General features: G+C 73.0%; 20 protein-coding genes and 1 pseudogene. 12 read left to right on the top strand and 9 right to left on the bottom strand.

Translation table 11 applies throughout. The features are described 5' to 3' along the window. Nucleotides 1–25: 25 nt before the first annotated feature. From OG948_RS44000 to OG948_RS43990, 3 genes are all read right to left on the bottom strand, one after another. The gene (locus OG948_RS44000; RefSeq protein ID WP_331770606.1) at nt 26–751 is read right to left on the bottom strand and encodes a class I SAM-dependent methyltransferase; all 726 of its coding nucleotides are present in this window, start codon (nt 749–751) and stop codon (nt 26–28) included. Nucleotides 752–755: 4 nt separating this feature from the next. Beyond that, a complete protein-coding gene (locus tag OG948_RS43995; RefSeq protein ID WP_331770605.1) occupies nt 756–1,934 on the bottom strand; it encodes a glycosyltransferase family 4 protein in 1,179 nt (392 codons plus the stop codon). A gap of 153 nt (nt 1,935–2,087) precedes the next feature. Then, a complete protein-coding gene (locus OG948_RS43990) occupies nt 2,088–3,188 on the bottom strand; it encodes a porin PorA family protein (RefSeq protein WP_406300895.1) in 1,101 nt (366 codons plus the stop codon). A gap of 180 nt (nt 3,189–3,368) precedes the next feature. On the opposite strand from OG948_RS43990, the gene OG948_RS43985 reads away from it, so the two are divergent. After that, nucleotides 3,369–3,533, top strand: coding sequence for a hypothetical protein (locus OG948_RS43985; RefSeq protein WP_331770603.1), 165 nt, complete (start codon nt 3,369–3,371; stop codon nt 3,531–3,533). Between the two features lie 89 nt (nt 3,534–3,622). Further along, complete coding sequence (locus tag OG948_RS43980) at nt 3,623–4,837, top strand: helix-turn-helix domain-containing protein (RefSeq protein ID WP_331770602.1); 1,215 nt, start codon at nt 3,623–3,625, stop codon at nt 4,835–4,837. Between the two features lie 61 nt (nt 4,838–4,898). Here OG948_RS43980 and OG948_RS43975 read toward each other — a convergent pair whose 3' ends face one another. Beyond that, nucleotides 4,899–5,204, bottom strand: coding sequence for a hypothetical protein (locus OG948_RS43975; protein WP_331770601.1), 306 nt, complete (start codon nt 5,202–5,204; stop codon nt 4,899–4,901). Nucleotides 5,205–5,485: 281 nt separating this feature from the next. Between OG948_RS43975 and OG948_RS43970 the strand changes: the two genes are divergently transcribed. From OG948_RS43970 to OG948_RS43940, 7 genes and pseudogenes are all read left to right on the top strand, one after another. Next, on the top strand, nt 5,486–5,698 hold the full coding sequence (locus OG948_RS43970) for a DUF5999 family protein (protein ID WP_331770600.1): 213 nt from the start codon (nt 5,486–5,488) through the stop codon (nt 5,696–5,698). Nucleotides 5,699–5,897: 199 nt separating this feature from the next. Beyond that, the gene (locus OG948_RS43965) at nt 5,898–7,010 is read left to right on the top strand and encodes a type III polyketide synthase (protein ID WP_331770599.1); all 1,113 of its coding nucleotides are present in this window, start codon (nt 5,898–5,900) and stop codon (nt 7,008–7,010) included. Further along, nucleotides 6,995–7,504 (top strand): annotated as a pseudogene (locus OG948_RS43960) (cupin domain-containing protein); the annotation flags it as partial. The gene OG948_RS43965 and the pseudogene OG948_RS43960, both read left to right, overlap by 16 nt. Nucleotides 7,505–7,620: 116 nt before the next feature. Continuing rightward, nucleotides 7,621–9,582, top strand: coding sequence for an acetyl-CoA carboxylase, carboxyltransferase subunit beta (gene accD, locus OG948_RS43955; RefSeq protein WP_331770598.1), 1,962 nt, complete (start codon nt 7,621–7,623; stop codon nt 9,580–9,582). Next, entirely contained in the window at nt 9,579–10,127 is a 549-nt protein-coding gene (gene accB, locus OG948_RS43950) for an acetyl-CoA carboxylase biotin carboxyl carrier protein (RefSeq protein ID WP_331770597.1), read from the top strand. The genes accD and accB overlap by 4 nt, the downstream gene beginning before the upstream one ends. A 6-nt stretch (nt 10,128–10,133) precedes the next feature. Further along, nucleotides 10,134–11,480 (top strand): biotin carboxylase N-terminal domain-containing protein, encoded by a 1,347-nt coding sequence (locus OG948_RS43945; RefSeq protein WP_331770596.1) that lies wholly within the window; start codon nt 10,134–10,136, stop codon nt 11,478–11,480. A 15-nt stretch (nt 11,481–11,495) separates the two neighbouring features. Further along, the gene (locus OG948_RS43940; RefSeq protein WP_331770595.1) at nt 11,496–12,140 is read left to right on the top strand and encodes an NAD(P)H-dependent oxidoreductase; all 645 of its coding nucleotides are present in this window, start codon (nt 11,496–11,498) and stop codon (nt 12,138–12,140) included. Between the two features lie 1,249 nt (nt 12,141–13,389). On the opposite strand, the gene OG948_RS43935 is transcribed toward OG948_RS43940, so the two are convergent. The 3 genes from OG948_RS43935 to OG948_RS43925 form a co-directional block, all read right to left on the bottom strand. Next, nucleotides 13,390–15,474 carry an ATP-binding protein gene (locus tag OG948_RS43935; protein ID WP_331770594.1) on the bottom strand — a complete coding sequence of 695 codons (2,085 nt, stop codon included), beginning with the start codon at nt 15,472–15,474 and terminating at the stop codon, nt 13,390–13,392. A gap of 252 nt (nt 15,475–15,726) precedes the next feature. Further along, nucleotides 15,727–16,368, bottom strand: a complete 642-nt coding sequence (locus OG948_RS43930; protein WP_331770593.1) for a response regulator transcription factor — start codon at nt 16,366–16,368, stop codon at nt 15,727–15,729. Nucleotides 16,369–16,975: 607 nt separating this feature from the next. After that, the gene (locus OG948_RS43925) at nt 16,976–17,773 is read right to left on the bottom strand and encodes a TIGR03084 family metal-binding protein (protein WP_331770592.1); all 798 of its coding nucleotides are present in this window, start codon (nt 17,771–17,773) and stop codon (nt 16,976–16,978) included. 379 nt (nt 17,774–18,152) lie between these two features. On the opposite strand from OG948_RS43925, the gene OG948_RS43920 reads away from it, so the two are divergent. After that, the gene (locus tag OG948_RS43920) at nt 18,153–19,895 is read left to right on the top strand and encodes a glycoside hydrolase family 18 protein (RefSeq protein ID WP_331770591.1); all 1,743 of its coding nucleotides are present in this window, start codon (nt 18,153–18,155) and stop codon (nt 19,893–19,895) included. Between the two features lie 77 nt (nt 19,896–19,972). Here OG948_RS43920 and OG948_RS43915 read toward each other — a convergent pair whose 3' ends face one another. Then, nucleotides 19,973–20,569: a HutD family protein gene (locus tag OG948_RS43915; RefSeq protein WP_331770590.1), complete on the bottom strand. Its 597-nt coding sequence runs from the start codon at nt 20,567–20,569 to the stop codon at nt 19,973–19,975. 125 nt (nt 20,570–20,694) lie between these two features. Beyond that, entirely contained in the window at nt 20,695–21,027 is a 333-nt protein-coding gene (locus tag OG948_RS43910) for a cupin domain-containing protein (RefSeq protein WP_331773502.1), read from the bottom strand. Between the two features lie 141 nt (nt 21,028–21,168). Here OG948_RS43910 and OG948_RS43905 point away from each other — a divergent pair, with 141 nt between their 5' ends. Then, entirely contained in the window at nt 21,169–21,627 is a 459-nt protein-coding gene (locus tag OG948_RS43905) for an ATP-binding protein (RefSeq protein WP_331770589.1), read from the top strand. 6 nt (nt 21,628–21,633) lie between these two features. Then, on the top strand, nt 21,634–22,389 hold the full coding sequence (locus OG948_RS43900; protein ID WP_331770588.1) for a tRNA(His) guanylyltransferase Thg1 family protein: 756 nt from the start codon (nt 21,634–21,636) through the stop codon (nt 22,387–22,389). The last annotated feature ends 1 nt before the right edge of the window (nt 22,390 follow it).

The following is a 22,390-nucleotide window of genomic DNA, read 5'->3' as shown; positions in this document are numbered from 1 at the left end:
AGGAACGCGTCGGGCGATGGCGCCGTCACGGGCACCGCCGAAGAATGAGGAGCAGGTTCCAGGTGATGACCTCGCGCAACCCGGGAACGCGGGTGACCGCGCCGGGCAGAAACGGCCAGTAGCGCGAGCGGGCCGACGCCACCACCACGTCCGGACGGGCCCGGACATGGCGCAGGGTGGGCCCGATGTGCACGGCGAACAGGTTCTCGCCCAGGGTGTGCTTGGCGGCCCGCCCGGTGCGCCGCGCGTACCGGGTACGGGCGCGTTCGGCGCCCAGGTAGTGCCAGGGCGCCCACTCGTGACCGCCCCAGGGGGAGTACCAGTTGGTGAAGGAGACGTAGATCAACCCGCCCGGGCGGGTGACCCGGACCAGTTCGCTCAGGAAGGTCTGCGGATCCGCCACGTGCTCCAGCACATTGGACGAGAAGCACACGTCGGCGACACCGTCCGCCAGCGGCAGCAGGTACCCGTCGGCGACCACGGCACCCTCGGGCGGGGTGCCCCGCGCGGTCAGCTCCGCGGGATCGGGTTCGAACAGGTACGCGTGCGCGCCGCGTCGGCGGAACTCGCGGGTGAAGTGCCCGCTGCCGCCGCCCACGTCGACCACCACCCGACCGCGCAGCCGCACGTGCCGTTCGACCTGATCGGCGGCGTCGCGGGCGAGCAGTCCATAGCACCGGTCCGGGTCCTGCGGCTCCTGCCGAAAGGCGCGAAAAAGCGCGATCGACCGGCGCAGGGACGGGTCCTTCACGCGGTCACCACCCAGTGCCGCGTCCGGGGACCGGGGCGGGCGCGGCCTCGGCGGCCACGGCCCGGAACCGGTGGACCGTGCCGGCCCAGCGAAACCGGGCGGCGCGCAGTCCGGCGGCGGCACTCATCGCCGCGCGGCGCTCGGGACTGAGCGCGAGCGCGCACCAGGCGGCGGCGAACGAGCTCTCGCCGCGGGCCAGCACGCCGGTGACCCCGTCGTCGATCGAGTCGCGCAGGCCCGGGATGTCGAAACCGATGGCCGGCGTGTGCCGGGCCGCGGCCTCGGTGACCACCAGACCCCAGCCCTCGACCAGCGAGGGATGCAGCAACAGCCAGGCCGCGCACAGCAGTCGGTGCTTCTCGGTCTCGGACACCCGGCCGGCGAAATGTACGCCCGGCCCGGCCGAGGCGCGCAGCCGATCGCCTTCCGGCCCGTCGCCGACGATGACCAGCCGGCCACCGGTGATCGGCCGGACCCGATCCCACAGGCGCAGGAGCAGGTCGATGCGCTTGTACTCGACCAGGCGCCCCACCGCCACGAACAACGGCTCGGGCGACCTGGGAACCCTGGGGGCGGGTTCCTCGACGCCGTTGTGCACGACCCGGATGCGATCCGGCGGCACGCCGATCGCCCGCAGCGCGGCGGCGGTCGAGCCGGACACCGCGACGATCAGGTTGTCCCGATGCGCGCCGGCCAGCCCCCAACGCTCCAGCCGTCGGCCCAGCCGCGCGGCGGGGCTCGGAAACCGCATGCCCCACAGGGCGGTGTGCACGTGGTTGACCAGGCACAGGGTTGGGCCCCGGTGCCACAGCGGAGTCAGGTACGGCATGCCGTTGCAGACCTCGACCAGCAGGTCGCAACCGCCGACCCGACGGTCGAGGGCACGGTGCGCGCGCAGGTAGTGGTCGGCGTCGCCGCCGGCCGAGACCACGCGGTAGTCGCGGTCGGCGGCCGGTCCGCCGCAGACCAGGGTCACCTGGTGACCCCGGGCGGTGAGACCGTCCGCCAGTCGATCGACCAGCAGTTCGGAGCCGCCCGCGGCCGGGTTCGCCAGGTCGCGGCGGGCCAGGAAGACGATGCGGCGAGGGTGGGGGGTCCGGTCGGACGCGGAACCGCGCGGTGAGGAATGCAACGGTGCCGGACCGGTCACCGGACGCAGCGCGGAAGGCACGTGCTGGGGCATGTGAGCTCCAACTCGTAGCGGGCCTGGAACGAACGCGGAAGGGTGCACGGGAAGTGCGGGACGTGCGGGGTGAGTTCGTAGTTTTCGCCACCAAGTGCGCCGAAGCTACTCACCCAGGTGACAACTTTGACGTTCCGCACGACCGGAGAATTGTCAGTTCGGTGCCGGTCTGCCCGAGTCGCGCCGCCGGATCGGCCCGGTACGGCGGTGCGGCAACCAACGGAAGCGGGCGTGCCGGTGTGGCTCGGCACCCGGCTCGTGCCCCGGCTCGGGGGTGGGCTCGTGCCCCGGCTCGGCGTCGGGTTCGGGGTGGGGACGGGTGCCGGCGCCGCGGACCAGGAGCAGCACTCCCAGCGCCGTGAGCAGGGCCCCGAGCGCGCTCGCGGCCAGTGGGGCGGTCTCGCCGACCAGTTCCAGCTTGGCGCCGTCCTCCTCGGCCAAGTGCACCTGCCGGCGCCGGGTCTCCTCGGTGAACCGGATGTTGTCGCTGTCCAGCAGCACCACCGAGGCGGAGTTCGCCCCGGGTGCGCGCAGGGTCTTGCGCGGGGCGATCCTGGCGTCGATGACCCGGCCGGTGCGCGGGTCGACGACCAGGTCGACGCCGGCGTTGGCGTACCACTCCTCGGCGAGCACCTGCGGCTGCGCGGGCAGGCCGACCAGGGTGCCCGGGACCTGCCGGCCGCCGACCCGGGTGTCCGGGACGACGCCGGTGAAGCGATAGCCGCGGTGCCCGCGGACCTTCACCGTGCCGCGGTAGTCCAGCGGTACCGCAGCCCCCAACGTCTCGTCCCACCAGCGGTATCGACGCTTCTCCAGGTCGAACGGGAACTTCAGGAACGCCTCGCCCCGGATCGCGGGCGTCTCCCCGCAGCAGTGCACGGGCGCGTTGGTGCGCCGGTCGGTCACCCAGCGGGCCAGCGTCCACTGGAAGGACCGACGCGGGTCGTGCGCGGCCAGCGTGGCCGGGGTGTCGATCGTCGTCGACACGTCCCACACCGCCCGACCGCTGCGCTCGGCCGCCGCGACATCGCCCACCACGCGGCGGGTCACGGTGAGCGTCTCGCCGTGCACCGGCCGCAGCGAGCCGGTGTCGAAATAGCTTCCGGTACCGGCGAACACGACGGTGTCGTCGATGTCGACGGGGGTGCGCTTGGCGTGCGGCTCGACGTACCAGGCCAGCATCGCGGCCAGCACGAGCAGGAAGACTCCGGCTCCGAGCAGAGCCAGGGAGAGGATCGAGGAACGGGAGGAAATGGCGCGGCGCATCCGGCACTCCTGACGGCAATGGGCCTCGGGGACGTGCACGTCTGTCTCAGGCCGGGAACCGTAGGCGCACCCTTGACGGAGTGTCAATACACCTCGCACACTGTGCTGATATAGAGCCGGTGCATGGGAACGGGCGGGGTGCCCTCCGATCGAGAGGCTCGTCGAAGCATGCGCAGACTGCTCGCCGCCGGCTTGACCGCGGTCCTTGCCGCCGCCCTCGCCGTGGCCGCCGCGCTCGGCATCGTCGCCGCGTTGAACGCCACGCCCGACCAACCCAACGTCCCACTCGTGTCCTTCCGCACCGACCCGACGGCGCCGAACGCGCAGCCCTGATGCCGGCCCCGCCCGCAGGCAAACGGGTCCGGTCACGGGCGCACGGCCCCGGCGACGGCGGCGAGCGCCGGCCGCGAGGGAAAGGCGACATGACGGTGCGCACCGCCTGGCGGGACGTGCCTCGGCCGCGACTGTGTCGGTTCGCCGATCTGGCCATGGCCGAGATCCCCGACCTGGCGCAGGACATCCTGCGCGACATCCGGGTCGAGTACCCCGGACTGCCGCTCGTGCCGGACGAGTCCGGCGAGCCGATGGCGCTGGTCGCCATCCGGCGCGCCCTGGTCGACTTCGTCGAGCACCTGCTGGCCACCGACGACCGGCAGCACGAACGCCTGGAACTGTTCGAGCTGTTCGGCCGCGTCGAGGTGCTCCAGGGCCGAAGCCTGGATTCGCTCCAGGCCGTCTACCGGCTCGGCGTACGACTCGCGTGGCGGCGACTGGCCGAGATCGGCCAGCAGGTGGAGATCCCGCCGCCCGCGATGTACGAACTCGCCGAGGCCGGATTCGAATACCTGGACGGCCTGGTCGCCCAGTCCGTGCACGGCTACGCCGAGGCCGCCGCCCGGCAGGTCGGCGAACGCCTGTGGGCGCAGAAGCGATTGATCAAGATGATGCTCACCGAATACGGCACCGAACCCGCGAGCGCGCTGGCCGAGCACGCCGCCCGGATCGGCTGGCCACTACCCGAACAGGTGGCCGTCGGCGTGCTGTTGCGACCCGCGCCGGACGCGGTGGCCCCGGCGGTGGGCCGGGACGTACTCCTGGACATGGAGTGCGAACGACCTCGGATGATCGTGCCCGACCCGGACGCGGCCGGCCGGCCCGAACTGCTGCGCCGGGCGATGACCGGCTGGACCGGCGCGATCGGCCCGTCCGTCCCGCTGGCCGACGCGGCCAAGTCGTTGCACTGGGCCTGCACCGCGCTGCGCCTGATGGAGCGTGGACACCTGCCGGACGGGCGGGTGATCCGCTGTACCGAGCACACCGAGGCATTGGTGCTGCTGCCGCCGGAGGAGCTGATCGAGGATCTGGCCCGGCGCTGCCTGGCACCGCTGGACAACTGCTCGCCCACGCACGCCCGGCGACTGGCCGAGACGCTGCTCGCGTGGCTGGAGACGCGCGGCGGCGCACCGGAGATCGCGGCCCGGCTCGGGGTGCACGCGCAGACCGTGCGCTATCGGCTGCGGCAGATCCGCGAACTGCTGGGTGACGAGATGGACGAGCCCGATCGCCGCTTCGAACTGGAACTGGTGCTGCGAGCACGTCGGTTGCGTGACGAGCAGGAGGGTCTGAGCCGCAACTGAGGCTTTGCGGAACGGAGTTCGGTACGACCGCGATCCGGGTCGCGGCGGGCGCCGTCGTGGGTCACGGGATCGAGGGGCGCGCCGCAGCGGTTGCCGACGCCGAGGTCGGGGCTGCGGTCGGCGACGGGGACGGAGCCGACGTCGACCACGGCGTCGACGGGCGCCACTCCCGGACGTCCGGTCGGCTCTCACGCGGGTTCGGTGAGGCGAACGGGCCCGCGCGCTCGTTCATCAGGACCAGCACGATCACGACGAGGATCACGGTGAGCACGGTCAGTGCCAAGCCGATGGGATTGCGGACGTTGTAGGTGTAGCGGTTCGTCCCCCACCTGTCCCGCTTGAACACCGGCTCGTCGTCGTCCCACACACCGGCCACCCTACGCCGGGCGCTCGAACGTCCGTACCGGCTCCCTCCGAGCCGCTTCGGCCCGTCGGCGGTGCCCGGGATCCGTGGGGTGTCGTGCCGCGTCGGGCGCCGCCGGCGCCCGCCCGGGTGACTCGGGACATCGGCCGGCGAATCGGGGCCGTGGGCTCATCCGCCCGGGACGGTGGGCGGCGCACCGTTGGCATGTGACCAACCAGCCGACGGACCACCCGGCAGCTCGTGAATCCGCTGCCGACCACGGCACTCCCGGAAGGACCAGGACCATGTGCCGGCACTCTCCCCCATGTCCCGCCGCATCGGCCTCCGACCACCTGGCGGCACACGTCGTACAGAGCCATCCCGAACAGGGCTGGAGCCTGCTGTGCAACGGCGTGGTGATCTTCGAGGACACCGGCGCGCTGCTGCCCGACGGTGCGATCGAGGCGCCGCATCGGGTGTGCGGTCCCCGGGCGATGTCGATGGAAGCCGCCGGATAGGCGGTCGGCCGGACGGCCGAGGCGCTGAGGCGCTGAAGGACCGAAGGACCGAAGGACCGAAGGACCGAAGAGCAGAAGCGCAGAACGCAGAACAGCGATCCGGGGGCCTCGGGAGCCGACTCCCGAGGCCCCGGATGTATCACCCCTCCGCAGCTCCGGATTCTCGCGAAGGTTCCGGACCAGGCAAGGAAGACAGCTCGTGAGTACTCTGTGCCGGCCCGCCGTGGCCGTCCCCGAAAACGTGATCACCATGGACGAGTCGCTCGACATCGCCCGGCGACTGCACGCGGACAACCCCCGGCTGCCGCTCGCGCTGCGGCTGATCGCGAACACCGGTGTCCGCCGCCGACATCTCGTCCAGCCGATCGAGCGGACCCTGCGACACCCCGGCTTCGAGGCCCGCAACCTGCTGTATCAGGAACAGGCCAAGCTGCGCGTGCCGCCGGTGATCCGCCGGGCGCTCGCCAACGCGGAGGTGGAGATACGCGACATCGACCTGCTGATCTACGTCTCGTGCACCGGGTTCGGCATGCCGTCGATGACCGCCTGGCTGATCAACGAACTGGGCATGCGCTCCGATACCCGCCAACTGCCGATCGCCCAGCTCGGCTGCGCGGCCGGTGGCGCCGCGATCAATCGGGCGCACGACTTCTGTACCGCGTACCCCGGGCTCAACGCGCTGATCGTGGCGTGCGAGTTCTGCTCGCTGTGCTATCAGCCCGACGACGCCGACATCGGGTCGTTGCTCTCCGACGGCCTGTTCGGCGACGCGGTCGCCGCGGCCGTGGTGCGCGGCGCGGGCGGCACCGGCGTGCGGCTCGAACGCAACGGTTCGTACCTCATCCCGCACACCCAGGACTGGATCTCCTACGCGGTCAAGGACACCGGATTCCACTTCCGCCTGGACAAGCGGGTGCCCACCACGATGGCGCCGCTCGCGCCGGTCATCGACGACCTGGTCGCCCGACACGAATGGGACGCCTCGGCGCTGGACTTCTACGTCGTACACGCCGGCGGGCCGCGGATCCTGGACGACCTGAGCAGGTTCCTCGGGGTCGTTCCCGAGGCGTTTCGACACAGCCGGGCGACCCTCACCGAGTACGGGAACATCGCGAGCGCGGTGGTCTTCGACGCCCTGGACCGGTTGTACGCGGCGGGCGGACCCGCCGTCGGCGGACACGGCATCGTGGCCGGCTTCGGGCCCGGGATCACCGCGGAGATGGCCCTCGGCACCTGGGTCGCCGGCGAACCGGCCGGCGTCGGGGTCCGGCGGCCGACGAACGAGGAGGTGCCGTCATGGTCGACGGCCTGATCATCCCGCCCGGAGCGGGTCGACGACTGGTCACCGCCGCGCAGGAGGTCACCTACAAGGTGACCGGCGCGCACGCCCGACACACCTCGACCTTCGAGGTGGTCGTGCCACCCGGCTTCGACGTCGGCGCGCACGTGCACGCGCGGGGCGAGGAGTTCTTCTACGTCCTCGACGGCGAACTCGAGGTGCTCGCCTTCGAACCCCGCCGGCGCACCCGCGACGACTGGCGCGGCTGGCGCTCGGAAACCGGCCGGGGACCGGTCCGGGCCGGGGCCGGGAGCTGCATGTTCGTACCGCCGGGCTGCCCGCACGCGTTCGCCAACCCGACCACACGGCCGGCCAGGATGTTGTTCCAGTCGACGCCGGCGCCCGACCACGAACGCTACTTCGAGGAACTGATCGAGATCTTCGGCGCGGGGGAGCGGGTCGACTCCGACCGCGTGGCCCGACTACGTGAGAACTACGACGTCCAACAGATCACCCCACTGCGGCACGCGTCGCCGAGGGCCAGCGGCAACGTCGGGCCCGGATCGGGGGCCGGAGCCGGATCGGGGGCCGGACCCGGTACCGGATCGAGTGCCGCGCCGCACCCGGACGAGGGGAGACCGCGATGAACACCGCTTCCGTACCCGCCGCCGAGCAGCAGGCGCCGGCCGACTGGCTGGCCTGTCCGAGCTGCCGGGCGCTGGTCTACCGCAAACGTTTCGAGCGCGCCGACCGGGTGTGTCCCGGCTGCGGCACGCACACCCCGCTCGACGCGGCCCGGCGGCTCGACGCGCTGCTCGACCCGGGCAGCGCCCGACCGCTGACCCCGACCGAGACCGTGCACGACCCCCTGCGCTTCGAGGATCTCAAGCCGTACCCGGACCGCCTGGCCGCCGCCCGGGTGGCGACCGGACACGACGACGCGGTCCGGGTGGCGCTCGGCACCGTGGTCGGGCATCCGGTGGTGCTGGCCGTGATGGACTTCGCCTTCATGGGCGGCAGCCTGGGCGTGGCCGCGGGCGAGGCGGTCACCACGGCCGCGGACGCCGCGTTGGCCCGGCGGGTACCGCTGATCCTGGTCACCTCCTCCGGTGGGGCGCGGATGCAGGAGGGCGCGCTGGCCCTGATGCAGATGGCCAAGACCTCGGCGGCGATGGCCGAACTGGACGAGGCCGGGATCCTCACCGTCACCGTCGTCGCCGACCCGACCTACGGCGGCGTGGCCGCGTCGTTCGCCACGCTGGCCGACGTGGTGGTGTGCGAACCGGGTGCGCGGATGGGCTTCGCCGGACCGCGGGTGATCGAGGAGACCATCGGGGAGCGGCTGCCGGAGGGCTTCCAGACGGCGGAGTTCCTGCTGCGACACGGCCTGGTGGACGCGGTCCGCCCGCGTGGAGAGCTGCGCAGCACGCTCGCGGTCCTGCTGGCGTCGGCACGGGGGGCGGGCGGGGCGGAGCGGGTGGACGGGGGCGATGGGGCGGGTGTACCCGATCGGGGCGAGGCAGAGGAACGGTCGGGCGTGTCCGATCGGGCCGAGGTCTTCGACGGGTCGGACGGATCGCGTGGGTCGGGTGGGTCGGGTGGGTCGGGTGGGGTGGATGCGTGCGATCGATCCGACGGGACCGGGACCGTGACGCCCTCGGCGACCCTCGCGTGCCGTCGGATCGACGCGGCGCGCGGCGCCCAACCGACACCGATGTCGGCTCCCCCGCCCGTCGAGCCGCCCGTTCGTCCGGCGCACGAGGTGGTCGCCGCCGCGAGGGACCTCGGTCGGCCCACCACGCGCGACCATCTCGCGTATTGGATGGACGCGTTCGTCGAGCTGCGCGGCGACCGGGCGGGTGGCGACTGCCCGGCGATCGTCGGCGGCCTGGGCCTGGTGGACGGCCGCGCGATGCTGGTGCTCGGGCACCAGAAGGGCCACACCACGGCCGACCTGGTCCGGGCCAACTTCGCGATGGCCTCGCCGGCCGGCTACCGCAAGGTGGTCCGGCTCGCGCGTCTGGCGGAGAAGCTCGGCGTGCCGTTGGTGACCCTGATCGACACGCCGGGCGCCCACCCGGGGATCGAGGCCGAACAGCAGGGCCAGGCCGGGGCGATCGCCGCGTGCCTGCGCGTGCTCGCCGGACTGCGAGTGCCCGTGGTGGCCGTGGTCACCGGTGAGGGCGGCAGCGGCGGCGCGCTCGCGCTCGGTGTCGCCGACCGGGTGCTGATCAGCGCGAACGCGCTGTACTCGGTGATCAGTCCGGAGGGCTGCGCGGCGATCCTGTGGAAGACCCGGGAGCAGAGCCCGGCGGCGGCCCGCGCGCTCGGCCTGGACGCGCGCTCGCTGCTCGAACTCGGCGTGGTGGACCGGGTGGTCCCCGAACCCGAGGGCGGCGCGCACACCGATCCGGCCGCCGCGAGCCTGGCCCTGCGGGACGAGGTCCTGGAGACGGTGGCCGAACTCGCGGCGGTCGAACCGGCCGAGCGCGTCGTGCTGCGCCGGCGGCGGTTTCGAGCCTTCGGGCTGCCCGCCGTGCGGTCGGCCGGCGCCGGCGACCCGGACGACGGCGACACCTACGACTTCGAGGAGGAATCGGCATGACCGGCACCGACGGCGAAGGCCGCACGGCGAGCCTGACCGCGCTGCGCAGCGCGCTGGGCCACGTCCTGAACGAGGCCCAGCGACCGCCGACCCGGATCGTGGTGCGCTCCGGAGGGGAGAGCATCGAGGTCGCGTGGTCCGACCCGTCGGGCGCGCCGGGGCCGTCGCCGGCCGCGCCCGATTCCGAGCCCATTGCCGTTGCCGCGAGGGCGGCCGACCCGGACCGGCCCTCGGAGGCCGCGCCGGCGGGCGAACCCTCGGGCCATCTCGTCCGCGCCCCGCTGGTGGGCACCCTCTACCGCGCGCCGGAGCCCGGGGCGGCGGCGTTCGTCGAGGTCGGCGACGTGGTCCGGGCCGGCCAACAGGTGGCCATCATCGAGGCGATGAAGCTGATGAACCCGATCGAGGCGGACCGCGACGGCCGGGTCACCGCGGTGCTGGTCGACAACGGCCGGGGCGTCGAGTACGACCAACCGCTGCTCGAACTCGAACTCGAACTCGATGCCGACTCCGACCCCGACCCCGACCCCGACGCTGCGAGGTGACCCGCCGTGTTCGACACCGTACTGATCGCCAACCGCGGCGAGATCGCGCTCCGCGTGGTGCGCACCTGCCGGGACATGGGCATCGCCACCGTGGTGGTGCACTCCGGCGCGGACCGCGACTCGGCCGCCGTACGCGCGGCCGACCACCACGTGAACATCGGCCCCGCCGACCCGCATCGCAGCTACCTGTACGCGCCGGCGGTGATCGAGGCGGCCCGCAACACGGGTGCGCAGGCGATCCACCCCGGTTACGGATTCCTGTCCGAGGACCCCGACTTCGCCACCATCTGTGCGGAGAACGGGATCGTCTTCGTCGGTCCGCCCCCGGAGGTGATGGCGCGGCTCGGCGACAAGTCGACGGCCCGGCGGATCATGGCGGACGCGGGACTCCCGGTGCTGCCCGGATCACGCGAGCCGGTCGGCACCGCCGACGAGGCCGCCGAGGTGGCGCGGGTAATCGGCTTCCCGCTGATCGTCAAGGCGGTCGCGGGTGGCGGCGGCCGGGGCATGGCGGTGGTGCCGGACGCCGGCGCGCTCTTGCCCACCTTCCGCGCCACGCGCGCCACGGCCCAGGCGGCCTTCGGTGACAACCGCGTCTACCTGGAGCAATACCTGGCCGGCGCCCGGCACATCGAGATCCAGATCCTGGCCGACGCGCACGGGAACGTGGTGCATCTCGGTGAGCGCGACTGCTCGGTACAGCGCCGACACCAAAAGCTCGTCGAGGAGTCGCCCGCCCCCCGCCTGCCCGCCGAACTGGCCGAACGGCTGGCCGCGCACGCGGTCGCCGGGGCCCGGGCGGTGGGGTATCGCGGAGCCGGCACCTTCGAGTTCCTGGTGCGTGGCGAGGACGCGGCGTTCATCGAGGTGAACTCGCGGATCCAGGTCGAGCACCCGGTCACCGAGACGGTGACCGGCATCGACATCGTCCGCGAGCAGCTGCTGATCGCCGCCGGCCGACCGCTGGACTTCGGTCAGGATCGGGTGCACCGCCGCGGGGTCTCGGTGGAGTGCCGGATCAACGCCGAGGACCCGGCGCGCGACTTCGCGCCCTGCCCGGGCACGCTCACCGCGTTCGAGGCGCCGGCCGGTCCGTTCGTCCGGGTGGACACCCACGCGTTTCCCGGCGCCCGGGCTCGGCCGGAGTACGACTCGCTGCTGGCCAAGATCGTCACGTGGGGACCGGATCGCGACCAGGCGCTGGCCCGGATGCGGCGTGCGCTGCGCGAACTGCGGGTCGAGGGCCCGGGCGTGCACACCACCGCGCCGCTGCTGGCCGAGGTGCTGGACGAACCGGACTTCCGGGCCGGGCGCCACGACACGACCCTGCTCGACCGCCGTACCGCACCCTGACGAAAGGCGCGTGCCATGTCCGCTCCCGGGACCACCCCGATGCCCCCGTCGCCCGCCCGCGTGTTGGCGATCTCCGGTTCGCTGCGCGCGGAATCGGCCAATACCCGATTGCTGGCCGCGTTGCCCGCGCTCGCGCCACCGGGCATGTCCTTCGACGTCTATCCGACGTTGGGCGAACTGCCTTTGTACAACCAGGACTTGGATGTGCACCCGGCGCTGCCGGCGGTGCGGAGGTGGCGCACCGCGATCAGTCGGGCGGACGGGTTGGTGATCGCCACGCCGGAGTACAACCACTCGATTCCCGGGGTCCTGAAGAACGCGGTCGACTGGGCGTCGCGGCCGCGCGGCGACGCGTCCCTGTGCGGGAAGGGCATCGCGGTGATGGTGGTGACGGCCAGTCGGCTGCACGGGTTCCGCGGGTTGACCGACACGGTGCGGATCCTGACCGGGCTGGGCAACCTGGTGGTCCCCGATCCGGAGGTGGTGGTGGGCGGCGCGCCCGAGGCGCTGACCCGCGACGCGGACGGCTCGGTACGCCCGGCGGACCCGCTGGTCGCCGCCCGGATCCGCATCCAACTACAGGCCCTCGCCGACGTCATCCGCACCGACGCCGCATCCGCAGCCCTGGCCGCCCCAACCCACCACCGCCGACGGCCGTGACCGCACGCCGCCGCACCTCGGCCGCCGTCCTGCGGGCGCAGGTCGCCACGGGCGGCCGGCCGGACGTGATCGGCACCGGCGCCGCGTCCGCGACCCGGGGCGGCCCGTCCCGTCACCGTCGAAGGCCGCGACCATCCGCCGGTGTCCCCGAGCTGCCGCCGTCCGCAGACCGTCGCGAGCGTGGCCGCGCCCGGGGTCGCCGGCGGGTGGGTGCCGTCGTCCGCAGGTCGTCGCGGGTGGGCGGCCCGGCGGCGTCCACGGCTGCGTCTTGGCGCACATGGGCGGGAGGTTCCGCATCGTTGCGTGGACGCGTTCGGCGTACCTCTCGCGGGCCGCCGCGCACACGTTGCCGTCTGCCGCCGGCGATGTCGTCGTGCCCTTCGCGGGCAGGCGTTGCGCATCCCGCGCCGTTGGGCATCACACCGGCGCCTCCGCACACGAGCCGCCTTTGTGCGCCGTCACGCCTGGGCCGCACTTGGTCCTCCGCCGCGTATGCCGCTCTCGCCTCCGCCCACGCTCCGCACACGCATACGCACACCCCGTCCCGCTCTTCGTCTTCGTCTTCGTCTTCGTGCTTGCCCTCGCCCTCGTTTCCGCTCCCGCGCTCCTGTTCGTTCGCGCCTCGATCCCGCTCCTGCTCCGCGGCCGTGTGCGTCCTCGCGCCTGTTTCCGCTGCGCCCCTGTTTTCGTCTCTGCTTTCGCTCCTGTTTCCGCCTTCGCTCCGCCTCCGCTCTCGCTTTCGCCCCTGCCTCCGCCCCCGTTCCCGCCCGCGCATCCGGTCCTGTTCCCGCCCCTCGTTGCCATCGTCGCGTCGCCCCCCCGCGCCCCCGCGCCCGAGTGCGCCCGAGTGCGCCTGGGTGTGCCTGGGTGTGCCTGGGTGTGCCGCCGCCCCCGCCGTCGGGGACGGTGGGGGCGGCGGGTCGGTGTGGGGTTGGGATCGCTCAGGCGATCGGCGGGTGGTGGGTGTCCGGTTCCTCCGGGCGACCGGGGCCGGAAGCGTCGGCCCGATGCGGCGGATGGCCGCCGTCCGGAGTGTCCGGTTTCGGCGAAGCGGGCTCCACGCTGTCGCACGGATTGTTGGGCGGGTGGCAGCCGAGCGGCCGGTCGGGGTCATGCGATCCCGACGGTTCGCCACCTTTGGGGAGTGGGTTCGTCGACATTTTGATCTCCGTGCTTCGAGGGGGACAAGGTGACCGTTTTCGATCACCGCTCCTCCACTCTCGCTCGGCCCGATCATGCCCGCATGTGGTCACGGTCCCGGGTTGGTCCCGGGTTGGTCCCGGGTGTCGGTCCCGGGTCGGGGGATGACCGCACGCACCGTGGTGCCGTGTTCGTCGCTGGTGGCGGTGAAGCTGCCGCCGAGTTCCTCGGCGCGTTCCGCCATCGAGGCCAGGCCGACACCGTCGGAGGCCGCGGTGCGGTCGCGGTCCAGGTGTCCGACGCCGTCGTCGACCACCTCCAGGGTGACCCGGGTGTCGGAGACCCGGACGCCGAGGGTGGCGTTTCGGGCCCGCGCGTGCCGGACGACGTTGTGCAGCGCCTCGCCGCAGATCCGGTAGACCGCGACCTCCAGGGCGGCGGGCAGCGGCGGCGGTGGTTCCGGGTCGAAGGTCACCCTGATCCGCGGGTGGGCGCCGTCGCCGCCGTCGAGCCGGGACGCGGACTCCCGGAGCGCGCCGGCGAGGCCGAGTCGGGCCAGCGCGGCGGGCGCGAGCCCGTCGGTGATCCGGCGCAGTTCGGTGATCGCCTCGCCGATGCTGCGCGACGCGATGGCCAAGGTCCCCTCGGCCGGGGTGCCCACGGGTACGCAGGACCGCGCGGTGTCGACCTGGAGCCGGGTGCCGGAGAGCGCGGGTCCCAGGCCGTCGTGCAGGTCGTGGCGCAACCGGCGGCGGGCCTCCTCGCGGGCGAACACGATGTGCTCGCGGGTCTCCTGGAGTTCCTCGTACAGGCGCAGCGACGCGATGGCGGGTGCCGCCTGGTCGGCGAGGAAGCGCAGTACCTCCAGATCCTGGCGGTCGAGCGTGTCCTGCCCGGAGCGCGGCGGTGCGGAGAGCCGGCCGATGACCGCGCCCTCGTAGGTGAGCGGGAAGTCGACCCGGTCGGCGTCCGCGTCGCCGATCCGGGCGAGTTCGCGTTCGCCGTGCCGGGTGTCCACCACGACGCCGGCGCCGGGCAGGCCCAGGGTGTACACGACGGTCTGGCACAGCAGGGTCGGCGCCGCGCCGGGCGCCACCGCCCGGCTCAGCCGTTCGGACAGGTCGCGTACGACCTGGTAGGGCCGGGCCCGTTCGCCGTAGTAGAAGCGGTCGACGACGCGCATCGCCCACCCGATGGTCGGCCGCAGCAGCGCGCCGATGACCAGCGCGCCGGCCGCCATCACCAACGCGCCGGCGGTGCGCGCGCCGGGCAGCGCGCTGGAGAGCGCGACGGCCACCGCGAAGTAGCCGCCCATCAGCACCGCGGCCAGCGAGAACGCGGCCAGCACCTTGCGCGTGGACCGGTCGAGGTGCCACTGCCGGTCCCGGGCGAAGGCGTACGCGAAGCAGAGCTGCCACACCAGCACGCCCGCGTAGAGGAGGAATTCATAGAGCAGATCCGAGAGTTCGAGGTGGTAGCCGAGGAAGAGCACGGCCAGCCACAGCAGGTAGGGCACCAGCGGCAGGATTCGCATCGGGTGCGGCCCCGGCAGGCGCACCCAGCACACCGTCATCACGAGCAGGCTGGCCAGGATCACCAGCGGCGGGATCAGCTCCAGGCGCGGGGTCAGCCACTCGTTCAGCCATCGCTGGACGGCGGCCCAACTGCCGTGGCGCAGGAAGCTGGGCAGGCCGTACCAGGAGGACTCGGCGTAGTCGTTGTAGGCGTGCAGCACACTCCACAGCGCCACGAGCACCGCGTACGCCCGTACGAACCAGGATCCGGGCAGCGTCCCGGTCGGCAGCCACAGCGGCAGGGCGTACATCCCGAACAGGAACACCGCGTCGGTGACCAGCCACAGCGAGATCGCGAAGGCGGCCCAGCCGGGGCCGGCCCCCGCGAACACGGCGGTGAACAACACCGCGCTCGACAGCGGATAGGCCAGGCCCGTCCACAACAACACCCAGCCCAGGCCGGGCATCGAGCGCCGCGCGATCACGAACAGCCCGGAGAGCGCGAAGGCGATGCCCTGGAGCGTGGACACGCCGATCAGGGCGGGCCGCGGCGGCATCCGCGCATCGTCGAGGTGGGTGATCAGCAGGATCAGCGTGACCAGGCCGGCGACCAGCGAGATGCCGCATACCGCGTAGGCCCGGTCGAGGCCGGAGCGTTGCTCTCGGATGCCGATGGGCATGTGGCGCCTCCTCACGGGACGTCGTCGGACGACGGCGCGAACGAGTGGAGCCGGGGGGACCGAACCACGCCGGTGTGATCCCGGTGCGGACGGGCCGGCGCGGTTCGGACATCCAAGAATGGCCGAGGCCCGGTCCCGAGGGCACGAGGCACCGGTCCCATCGAGGTCCCGAAGCGGGCCCGGACGGTGTCCCGAGTCGGGCTCGGGACGGGTCCGGTCGGGGCGCGCCGTGCGGCCGGCTCGGCGGCCGGCTCAGTCGGCACCCAGGCCGAAGTCGCGGGCGTGGGCCACCGCCTCCGCGCGGGTGCCGACGTGCAACTTCTCGAAGATGTGCGTGATGTGGTTGCGCACCGTCTTCTCGGCGAGGAACAGCCGACGGGCGATGTTCCGGTTGTCCAGGCCGCGGGCGAGCAGGTCGAGCACCTCGCACTCGCGATCGGTCAGCTCGGGGAAGACCCGTTCCGCACCGCGTGGCGCGCCGCTCGCCAGCAACGCGGTCAGGCGGGGCACGGTCTGCGCGCCGAACACCGCGCCGCCGGCGGCGACCGTGCGCACCGCGTGCAGGACCTCGTCCCGCCCGGCGCCCTTGACCAGATAGCCGCCCGCCCCGGCGCGCATCGCCGCGAGCAGGCTGCCGTCGTCGTCGGACATGGTCAGCACCAGGACCGGTACGCCGGGCGTGTCGGTGGCGATCCGGCGGGTGGCCTCGATTCCCGAGCCGTCCGGCAGGGACAGGTCCATCACGACCAGATCGGGGCGCCGCTCGGCGATCACCTCGGGCACCGCGGCGGCCGTCTCGACCTCCGCCACCACCGAGATGTCGCCGGCACTCTCCAGGGCGGCCCGCAAACCCGCCCGAAACAACGGATGGTCGTCGACGATCACGACACGCACTACCTCGGACCCGCTCTCCCCAACCACGCGGTACATACTACGCGTGATCCAACGGCTACTTCAGGTGAATCCGGCCCGCGCCGAGGGAAGTTGTCCGCCCCCACTCCGCCACGTCGAGGCGGGTCGGGCGTGAGGCCGGTCGCGCGAGGCGGGTCGGGTCGGGTGTGCAGTGGGTGGGGCGCGCAACGGGTCGCATGCGAGGCCGGTCGCGCGAGGCGGGTGGGGCGCGCGGCGGGCTCCGGTGTGCGGTGGGTCGGGGGCGCGGCGAGTCGGGTGCGGTGCGGGTCGGGTGTGCGGCGGGTGGGGCGTGAGGCGGATGGGGTGTGTGTCGCACCGGGCGCGCGGCGGGTCGGGCGCGAGACGGGCGGATTGGCGCGGGGCAGGTGGAGAGCGGGTGGGGCGTGCTGCAGGTCGGGTCGGTCGCGCCGGGTGGGTGCGCGGCTCGGGCCGGGTGGCTCGGCGTAGGTCTGGGTGGCGGCGAGTCGGCGGGCGGCTCCGGCGCAGGGGTGTGTGCGGGGCGTTCGGGCGCACGCGAGGGTGCCGGGTGCCTGTGTGCAGGACGAGTCGACCGCCGGGGCGAGGCGGGTGGGGTGTGCGGCAGGTCGGGTCAGGTGCGCGGGCCGGGTGTGCGGCCCGGGCCGGGTGGACCGGCGTAGGCCTGGGTGATGCCGAGCCGGCGAGTGGCCTCGGCGCCGTGCGCCCGGACCGCCAGGTCGTCGGGGTGGCGGCGTCGGGTGACCAGGAGGCAGAAGTCGAGCAGCGGTTCCGTCACCCGCTCGGCCGCGTCCTCGGGACCGTACGTCCATGGGCCGCCGACCTCGGGCCCACCGGTCAGCTCCACCCGGAACTCCCGCTCGGGTGGCCGCAGACCGTGCACGGCGTAGGCGTAGTCGCGGGCCCGTACGCCGATGCGCGCGACGTACCGGAGTCGGGCGGTGGGCGGGCGGCGCACGCCGAGCGTGTCGGCGACGTCCTGGCCGTGCGCCCAGGTCTCCATGATCCGGGCGCCGGCCATCGACGCGGCGCTCATCGGCGGGCCGTACCAGGGCAACCGCCGTCCCGCCGGGAGCGCGGCCGGCGCGGCGGACACGGTGCCGCGGCCGGCTCGCCAGCCGGCCAGGATGCGCTCGGGCGGTGCCGCCGCGGCGCGGTTCGCCGCGCGGTCGACGAAGCCGTCCGGGTCGGCCGCGGCCTCCGCGACGGCGAGCGCGAAGCCATCGGGATCGGTCGCCGCCAACGCGACCTGGTCGTCGGTCCAGGCCAGGTGGGCGATCTGGTGGGCGATGGTCCACCCGGGCGCGGGGGTGCGCGTGGCCCACGCATCCGACGTCAGCTCGCCGACGAGCCGGTCCAACGCGGCGCCCTCCGCGTCGAGATCGGCCAGGACGGCCACGAGATCCACCATCGTCCCCGTCCTTCCGCCATGGACGGCACCGGCACCGGCACCGCTCCGACACCACACACCTCGGCAGCGTTCCACCGGCCCCCATCCACACACAAGCCCGCCACGCTGCCCGGCGACCGCCACCGGCGCGTGCCGTCCCTCGGCGTGAGGCAATTGGTCCAGACCTATTGACAGTTCGCTCGCCTCGGCGGTCAACTCGTCCTGCACACAGGCACCCCCGGCACCCTCGGGTGCGCCCGGACGGCCTGCGCACGCCCTGCGCCGAGGCAGCCTGACGTCCCATCAGGCGATGCGGTGCCGACCCGGGTCCACCCTCCCTTCCAGGCACGCCCATGCCCGCAGGCACTCGCCCGGGCCGGTACGGGAGGAACACCCCACGATGGCACCGAAACGTCCCCCGAACACCCGCGCGGCGCAGGCCGTTCCGCGCGGCAGGCGCACCCCGCGCCGCTTCGTCACCGCCCTGCTCACCGCGTGCGCGATGGCCTCGGCCGGTCTGATCGCGCTCGCCTCGCCCGCGCCGGCCGCCGCCGAACTCGTGGTGAACGGCGGCTTCGAGTCCGGCCTGTCCGGCTGGACCTGCTCCGGCGGCACCGGCAGCCCCGTCACCGGCCCCGTACACAGCGGCACCGGCGCGCTCAAGGCCACCCCGGTCGGCGGCGACAACGCCCGGTGCAGCCAGACCGTCGCGGTGCAACCCGACTCCGAGTACACCGAGACCGCGTGGGTCCAGGGCTCGTACATCTACCTCGGCGCGACCGGCACCGGCACCACCGACGTCTCCACCTGGACGTCCTCCGCCGCAGGCTGGCAAAAGCTCACCACCACGTTCCGCACCGGCGCCCGCACCACCAGCGTCACCATCCACCTCAACGGCTGGTACGGACAGCCCGCCTACCTCGCGGACGACGTCTCGCTGGTCGGTCCGGGCGGCAGCACCACCATCCCGGCCGTACCCACCGGCCTGGCCGTGACCGGCACCACCGCACGCGGCGTCTCGCTCGGCTGGACCGCGGTGCCCGGCGCGACCGCGTACGACGTCTACCGCGCCGACACCAAGGTGGCCACGGTCACCGGCAGCACGGCCGAGATCCCGGGCCTGACCCCCGAGACCACCTACACCTTCTCCGTCGCCGCGAGCAACAGCGCCGGGACGTCCGCGCGTTCGGCCCCGGTCACCGCCACCACCGGTCCCGACGGCCCCACCGGCCAGGACCCGACCGGCCTGCCCAAACGGGTGATGACCGGCTACTGGCACAACTTCGTCAACGGCTCCACGAACCTGCGCCTGCGGGACGTCCCCACGTCCTACAACCTGGTCGCGGTGGCGTTCGCCGAGGCCGACCGCACCCGCTGGGGCGCGGTCACCTTCGGGGTGGACCCGGGCCTGTCGACCGCACTCGGCGGGTACACCGATGCCGACCTCAAGGCCGACATCGCGACCATGCACGCCCGCGGCCAGAAGGTGATCCTGTCGGTCGGCGGCGAACTGGGCGCGGTCTGGGTCGGCGACAACGCCTCGGCGGCCATGTTCGCGAGCACGACCACCGCACTGCTGCGCGAATTCGGGTTCGACGGCGTCGACATCGACCTGGAGAACGGCGTCAGCCCGACCTACATGGCGACCGCGCTGCGCGCCATCCGGGCGCAGATCGGCACGAGCCTGATCATCACGATGGCCCCGCAGACGCTGGACATGCAGTCGAACCAGGCGGCGTACTTCCAACTCGCCCTGGGGATCAAGGACATCCTGACCATCGTGCACATGCAGTACTACAACTCCGGAACCATGTTCGGCTGCGACCAGAAGTTGTACGCGCAGGGCGGCGTCGACTTCCTCACGGCGCAGGCGTGCATCCAACTCCAGGGCGGGCTGCGCCCCGATCAGGTGGCGCTGGGCGTCCCGGCCACCGGGCGCGCGGCGGGCAGCGGGTACGTCCCGCCCGGCGTGGTGAACAACGCGCTGGACTGCCTGGCCCTGGGCAACAATTGCGGGAGCTACCGGCCGACCACCACGTGGCCCGGCATCCGGGGCGCGATGACGTGGTCGGTCAACTGGGACGCGACCGCGGGCTATGGCCTGGCCAACTCCATCTCGGCGCACTTGCGCACGATGCCCTGACGCCGTCCGTCCGCACACCGCGTCACTGCCTTCGAGAGCCACGGCAGCTCGGCATCACGCCACCACGGCCACAGCTGCTACAGCGGACGAAGGTCCGCCCACAGCGCGATCGCACCGGTCGCGAGCGGCGCCGTCGGCACGGCGGCGCCGCTCGCCCACCACAACCCCTGCCCGGCCCGCAACGTCGGCACGGGCGCGTCTCCCGCCGGCGTGTCGGGTGCGTCCGGTGTGTTCGGCGCGTCCGGTGCGGACAGTACGTACAGCACACCGGCGTGACCGGCGGGTGCCGCCACCGGCGCGGTGACCCGGTGCACCCGCGCGGCCCATCGCCCACGCCGGGTCATGATGTTGAGCACCCGGGTACCGGCGCCGAGCACGGTGGCCCGAACGGCCGACTCGCCGGAGAACGCGAAGGGTTCGCCGGTTCGGTCCAGCCGGTGGTCGAGTCCGTCGTCCCCGACCAGCCGCACGCCGCCGCCCGCGAGGAGGGTGATCGTCCGGTCCACGCCGGGGAAGGCGGAGAACGGTCCGTCGGCGGAGATCGTCGCGATGCTCGCGCGCCAGTCGAAGTCCGCCGGGTCGGCCGCGGCCCGCGTGGCGATCTCACGGGTGTCGCCGCCGCCGTTGCGCCACCGGCCGACCGGTAGCGTCTCGATGTCGAAGAGGTTGCTCACGGGCGTGCCTGTCTTCCGGTCGGGGGCGATGCGGCACCGCCATGATGCCGGCGCGCCGTCCGCTGCCCGGCCGCGCATCCCGTGCCCGGCGACCCGCGGCCCCGGGAGGTGCGGACCCGCGGGGCTCAGTCGCGTTTGGCCACGGTGAGCAGCACCGCCGAGTCCTCCAACGCCTCGAGACTGTGTCGCGCCTTCGGGGCGACCAGGAAATCACCGGAGCGCCCCTCCCACGACGTTTCTCCGGCGACCAGTCGGACCCGCCCGCGAAGCACCACCATGGTCGCCTCCCCGGGATTCTCGTGTTCGGCCAGCGCGGTGCCCGTCGTCAGCACGATCAGGGTCTGCCGGAGCATGTGCTCGTGGCCGCCGTACACGGTATGGGCACTACGCCCCGTCGACGCGGCTGCGGCGAGCTTGAGCAGTTCGCGGACCTGAGCATCCAAGGAGAGCTTTTCCATGCTCACAGTGTGCACACGCCCGCTCACCAAAACCCCGAACGACCCAACCGGATCGCCGCCGGACCGTTCCGTGCCGCTGCCCGTGGCTACTGTTCGGGCCATCCGCCGGCTCCCGCCGGTGGCGGCGGGAGTGGAGCGGGCATGCGGGTGGCGGTGCTGATCGGGCTTCAGGCCTCGGGCAAGTCGAGTTTCCATCGGGCCGTCCTGGCCGGGACGCATGTGCACGTGAGCAAGGACCACTTTCCCCGCGCCCGGAACCGGCAGCGTCGCCAACAACGACTGATCGAGGAGGCGTTGGCGGCCGGGTGGGATGTCGCCGTGGACAACACCAACCCCGCGCCGGAGGATCGGCGGCCGATCGTCGAACTCGCGCACGCCTGGGGCGCCGAGGCGGTCGCCTATTGGTTTCCGCCCGATCCGGTCGGATCGTTGGAGCGCAATGCCGTGCGGGAGGGGAAAACCCGTGTCCCGGAGGTGGGGATTCGTGCCACGCTGACCCGGCTGCGGGCGCCCGGCCCGGACGAGGGGTTCGATGTCCGGTACGTCGTGCGGTTCGACGGCGCCGGCGGGTTCGTGGTCCAGACACTGAGCGAGGGGTGATTCGGGATGGATGCCGACCGGTTCGAGGCGAGCCAACGGTCGCGCGAGTGGTTCCACTCGCTGGTGCTGCTGCCCGGCGCGTGGACCGTGATCCGGGTGGACGGCCGGTCCTTCTCCCGCTTCACCGAGCAGCACTTCGACAAGCCCTTCGACGAGCGCTTCGCCGCGCTCATGGACGAGACCGCGCAGGCCCTGTTCACCGAGTTGGACGCCCGCTACGCGTACACCGAGAGCGACGAGATATCGATCCTGCTGGACCCGTCGTTCGACATGTTCGGCCGCGAGGTGGAGAAACTGGTCTCGGTGACCGCCGGGATCGCGTCGGCGACGTTCACCCACCGCGCGGGGATCCCGGCCCATTTCGACAGCCGGATCTGGATGGGGACGGGCGTCTCCGACGTGGTCGACTACTTTTCCTGGCGCCAGGCCGACGCGGCCCGTTGCGCGCTCGACGGTTGGTGCTACTGGACGCTGCGCAAGGACGGCAGGTCCGCCCGGGCGGCCACCCACGAGTTGGCGCGGTTGTCGAAGGCGGACAAGAACGAACTGCTCTTCGCGCACGACGTCAACTTCAACGAGCTGCCCGCGTGGCAACGACGCGGGGTCGGGGTCTGGTGGGAGAGCTTCGAGCGGATCGGCTACGACCCGGTCCGTGAGATCGAGGTCTCGGCCACCCGGCGGCGCGTGCGGGTGGAGCGGGAGTTGCCGATGAAGGACGAGTACCGCGCGCTGATCGCCGCGCTCGCCGATCCCACGCCCTAGC

Origin of the sequence: Embleya sp. NBC_00888, from assembly GCF_045207655.1 — a bacterium.
GTDB lineage: Bacteria > Actinomycetota > Actinomycetes > Streptomycetales > Streptomycetaceae > Embleya.
Note: the sequence above shows the minus strand (reverse complement) of the source record. Positions and strands in the feature narration are given on the sequence as shown.

Bases quoted from the DNA above. Each gene is read 5' to 3' on its own strand.
- OG948_RS43995 (WP_331770605.1), bottom strand. From the start codon at position 1,934: ATGCCCCAGCACGTGCCTTCCGCGCTGCGTCCGGTGACCGGTCCGGCA.
- OG948_RS43985 (WP_331770603.1), top strand. From the start codon at position 3,369: ATGCGCAGACTGCTCGCCGCCGGCTTGACCGCGGTCCTTGCCGCCGCC.
- OG948_RS43980 (WP_331770602.1), top strand. From the start codon at position 3,623: ATGACGGTGCGCACCGCCTGGCGGGACGTGCCTCGGCCGCGACTGTGT.
- OG948_RS43970 (WP_331770600.1), top strand. From the start codon at position 5,486: ATGTGCCGGCACTCTCCCCCATGTCCCGCCGCATCGGCCTCCGACCAC.
- accD (WP_331770598.1), top strand. From the start codon at position 7,621: ATGAACACCGCTTCCGTACCCGCCGCCGAGCAGCAGGCGCCGGCCGAC.
- accB (WP_331770597.1), top strand. From the start codon at position 9,579: ATGACCGGCACCGACGGCGAAGGCCGCACGGCGAGCCTGACCGCGCTG.
- OG948_RS43940 (WP_331770595.1), top strand. From the start codon at position 11,496: ATGTCCGCTCCCGGGACCACCCCGATGCCCCCGTCGCCCGCCCGCGTG.
- OG948_RS43935 (WP_331770594.1), bottom strand. From the start codon at position 15,474: ATGCCCATCGGCATCCGAGAGCAACGCTCCGGCCTCGACCGGGCCTAC.
- OG948_RS43925 (WP_331770592.1), bottom strand. From the start codon at position 17,773: ATGGTGGATCTCGTGGCCGTCCTGGCCGATCTCGACGCGGAGGGCGCC.
- OG948_RS43920 (WP_331770591.1), top strand. From the start codon at position 18,153: ATGGCACCGAAACGTCCCCCGAACACCCGCGCGGCGCAGGCCGTTCCG.
- OG948_RS43910 (WP_331773502.1), bottom strand. From the start codon at position 21,027: ATGGAAAAGCTCTCCTTGGATGCTCAGGTCCGCGAACTGCTCAAGCTC.
- OG948_RS43905 (WP_331770589.1), top strand. From the start codon at position 21,169: ATGCGGGTGGCGGTGCTGATCGGGCTTCAGGCCTCGGGCAAGTCGAGT.
- OG948_RS43900 (WP_331770588.1), top strand. From the start codon at position 21,634: ATGGATGCCGACCGGTTCGAGGCGAGCCAACGGTCGCGCGAGTGGTTC.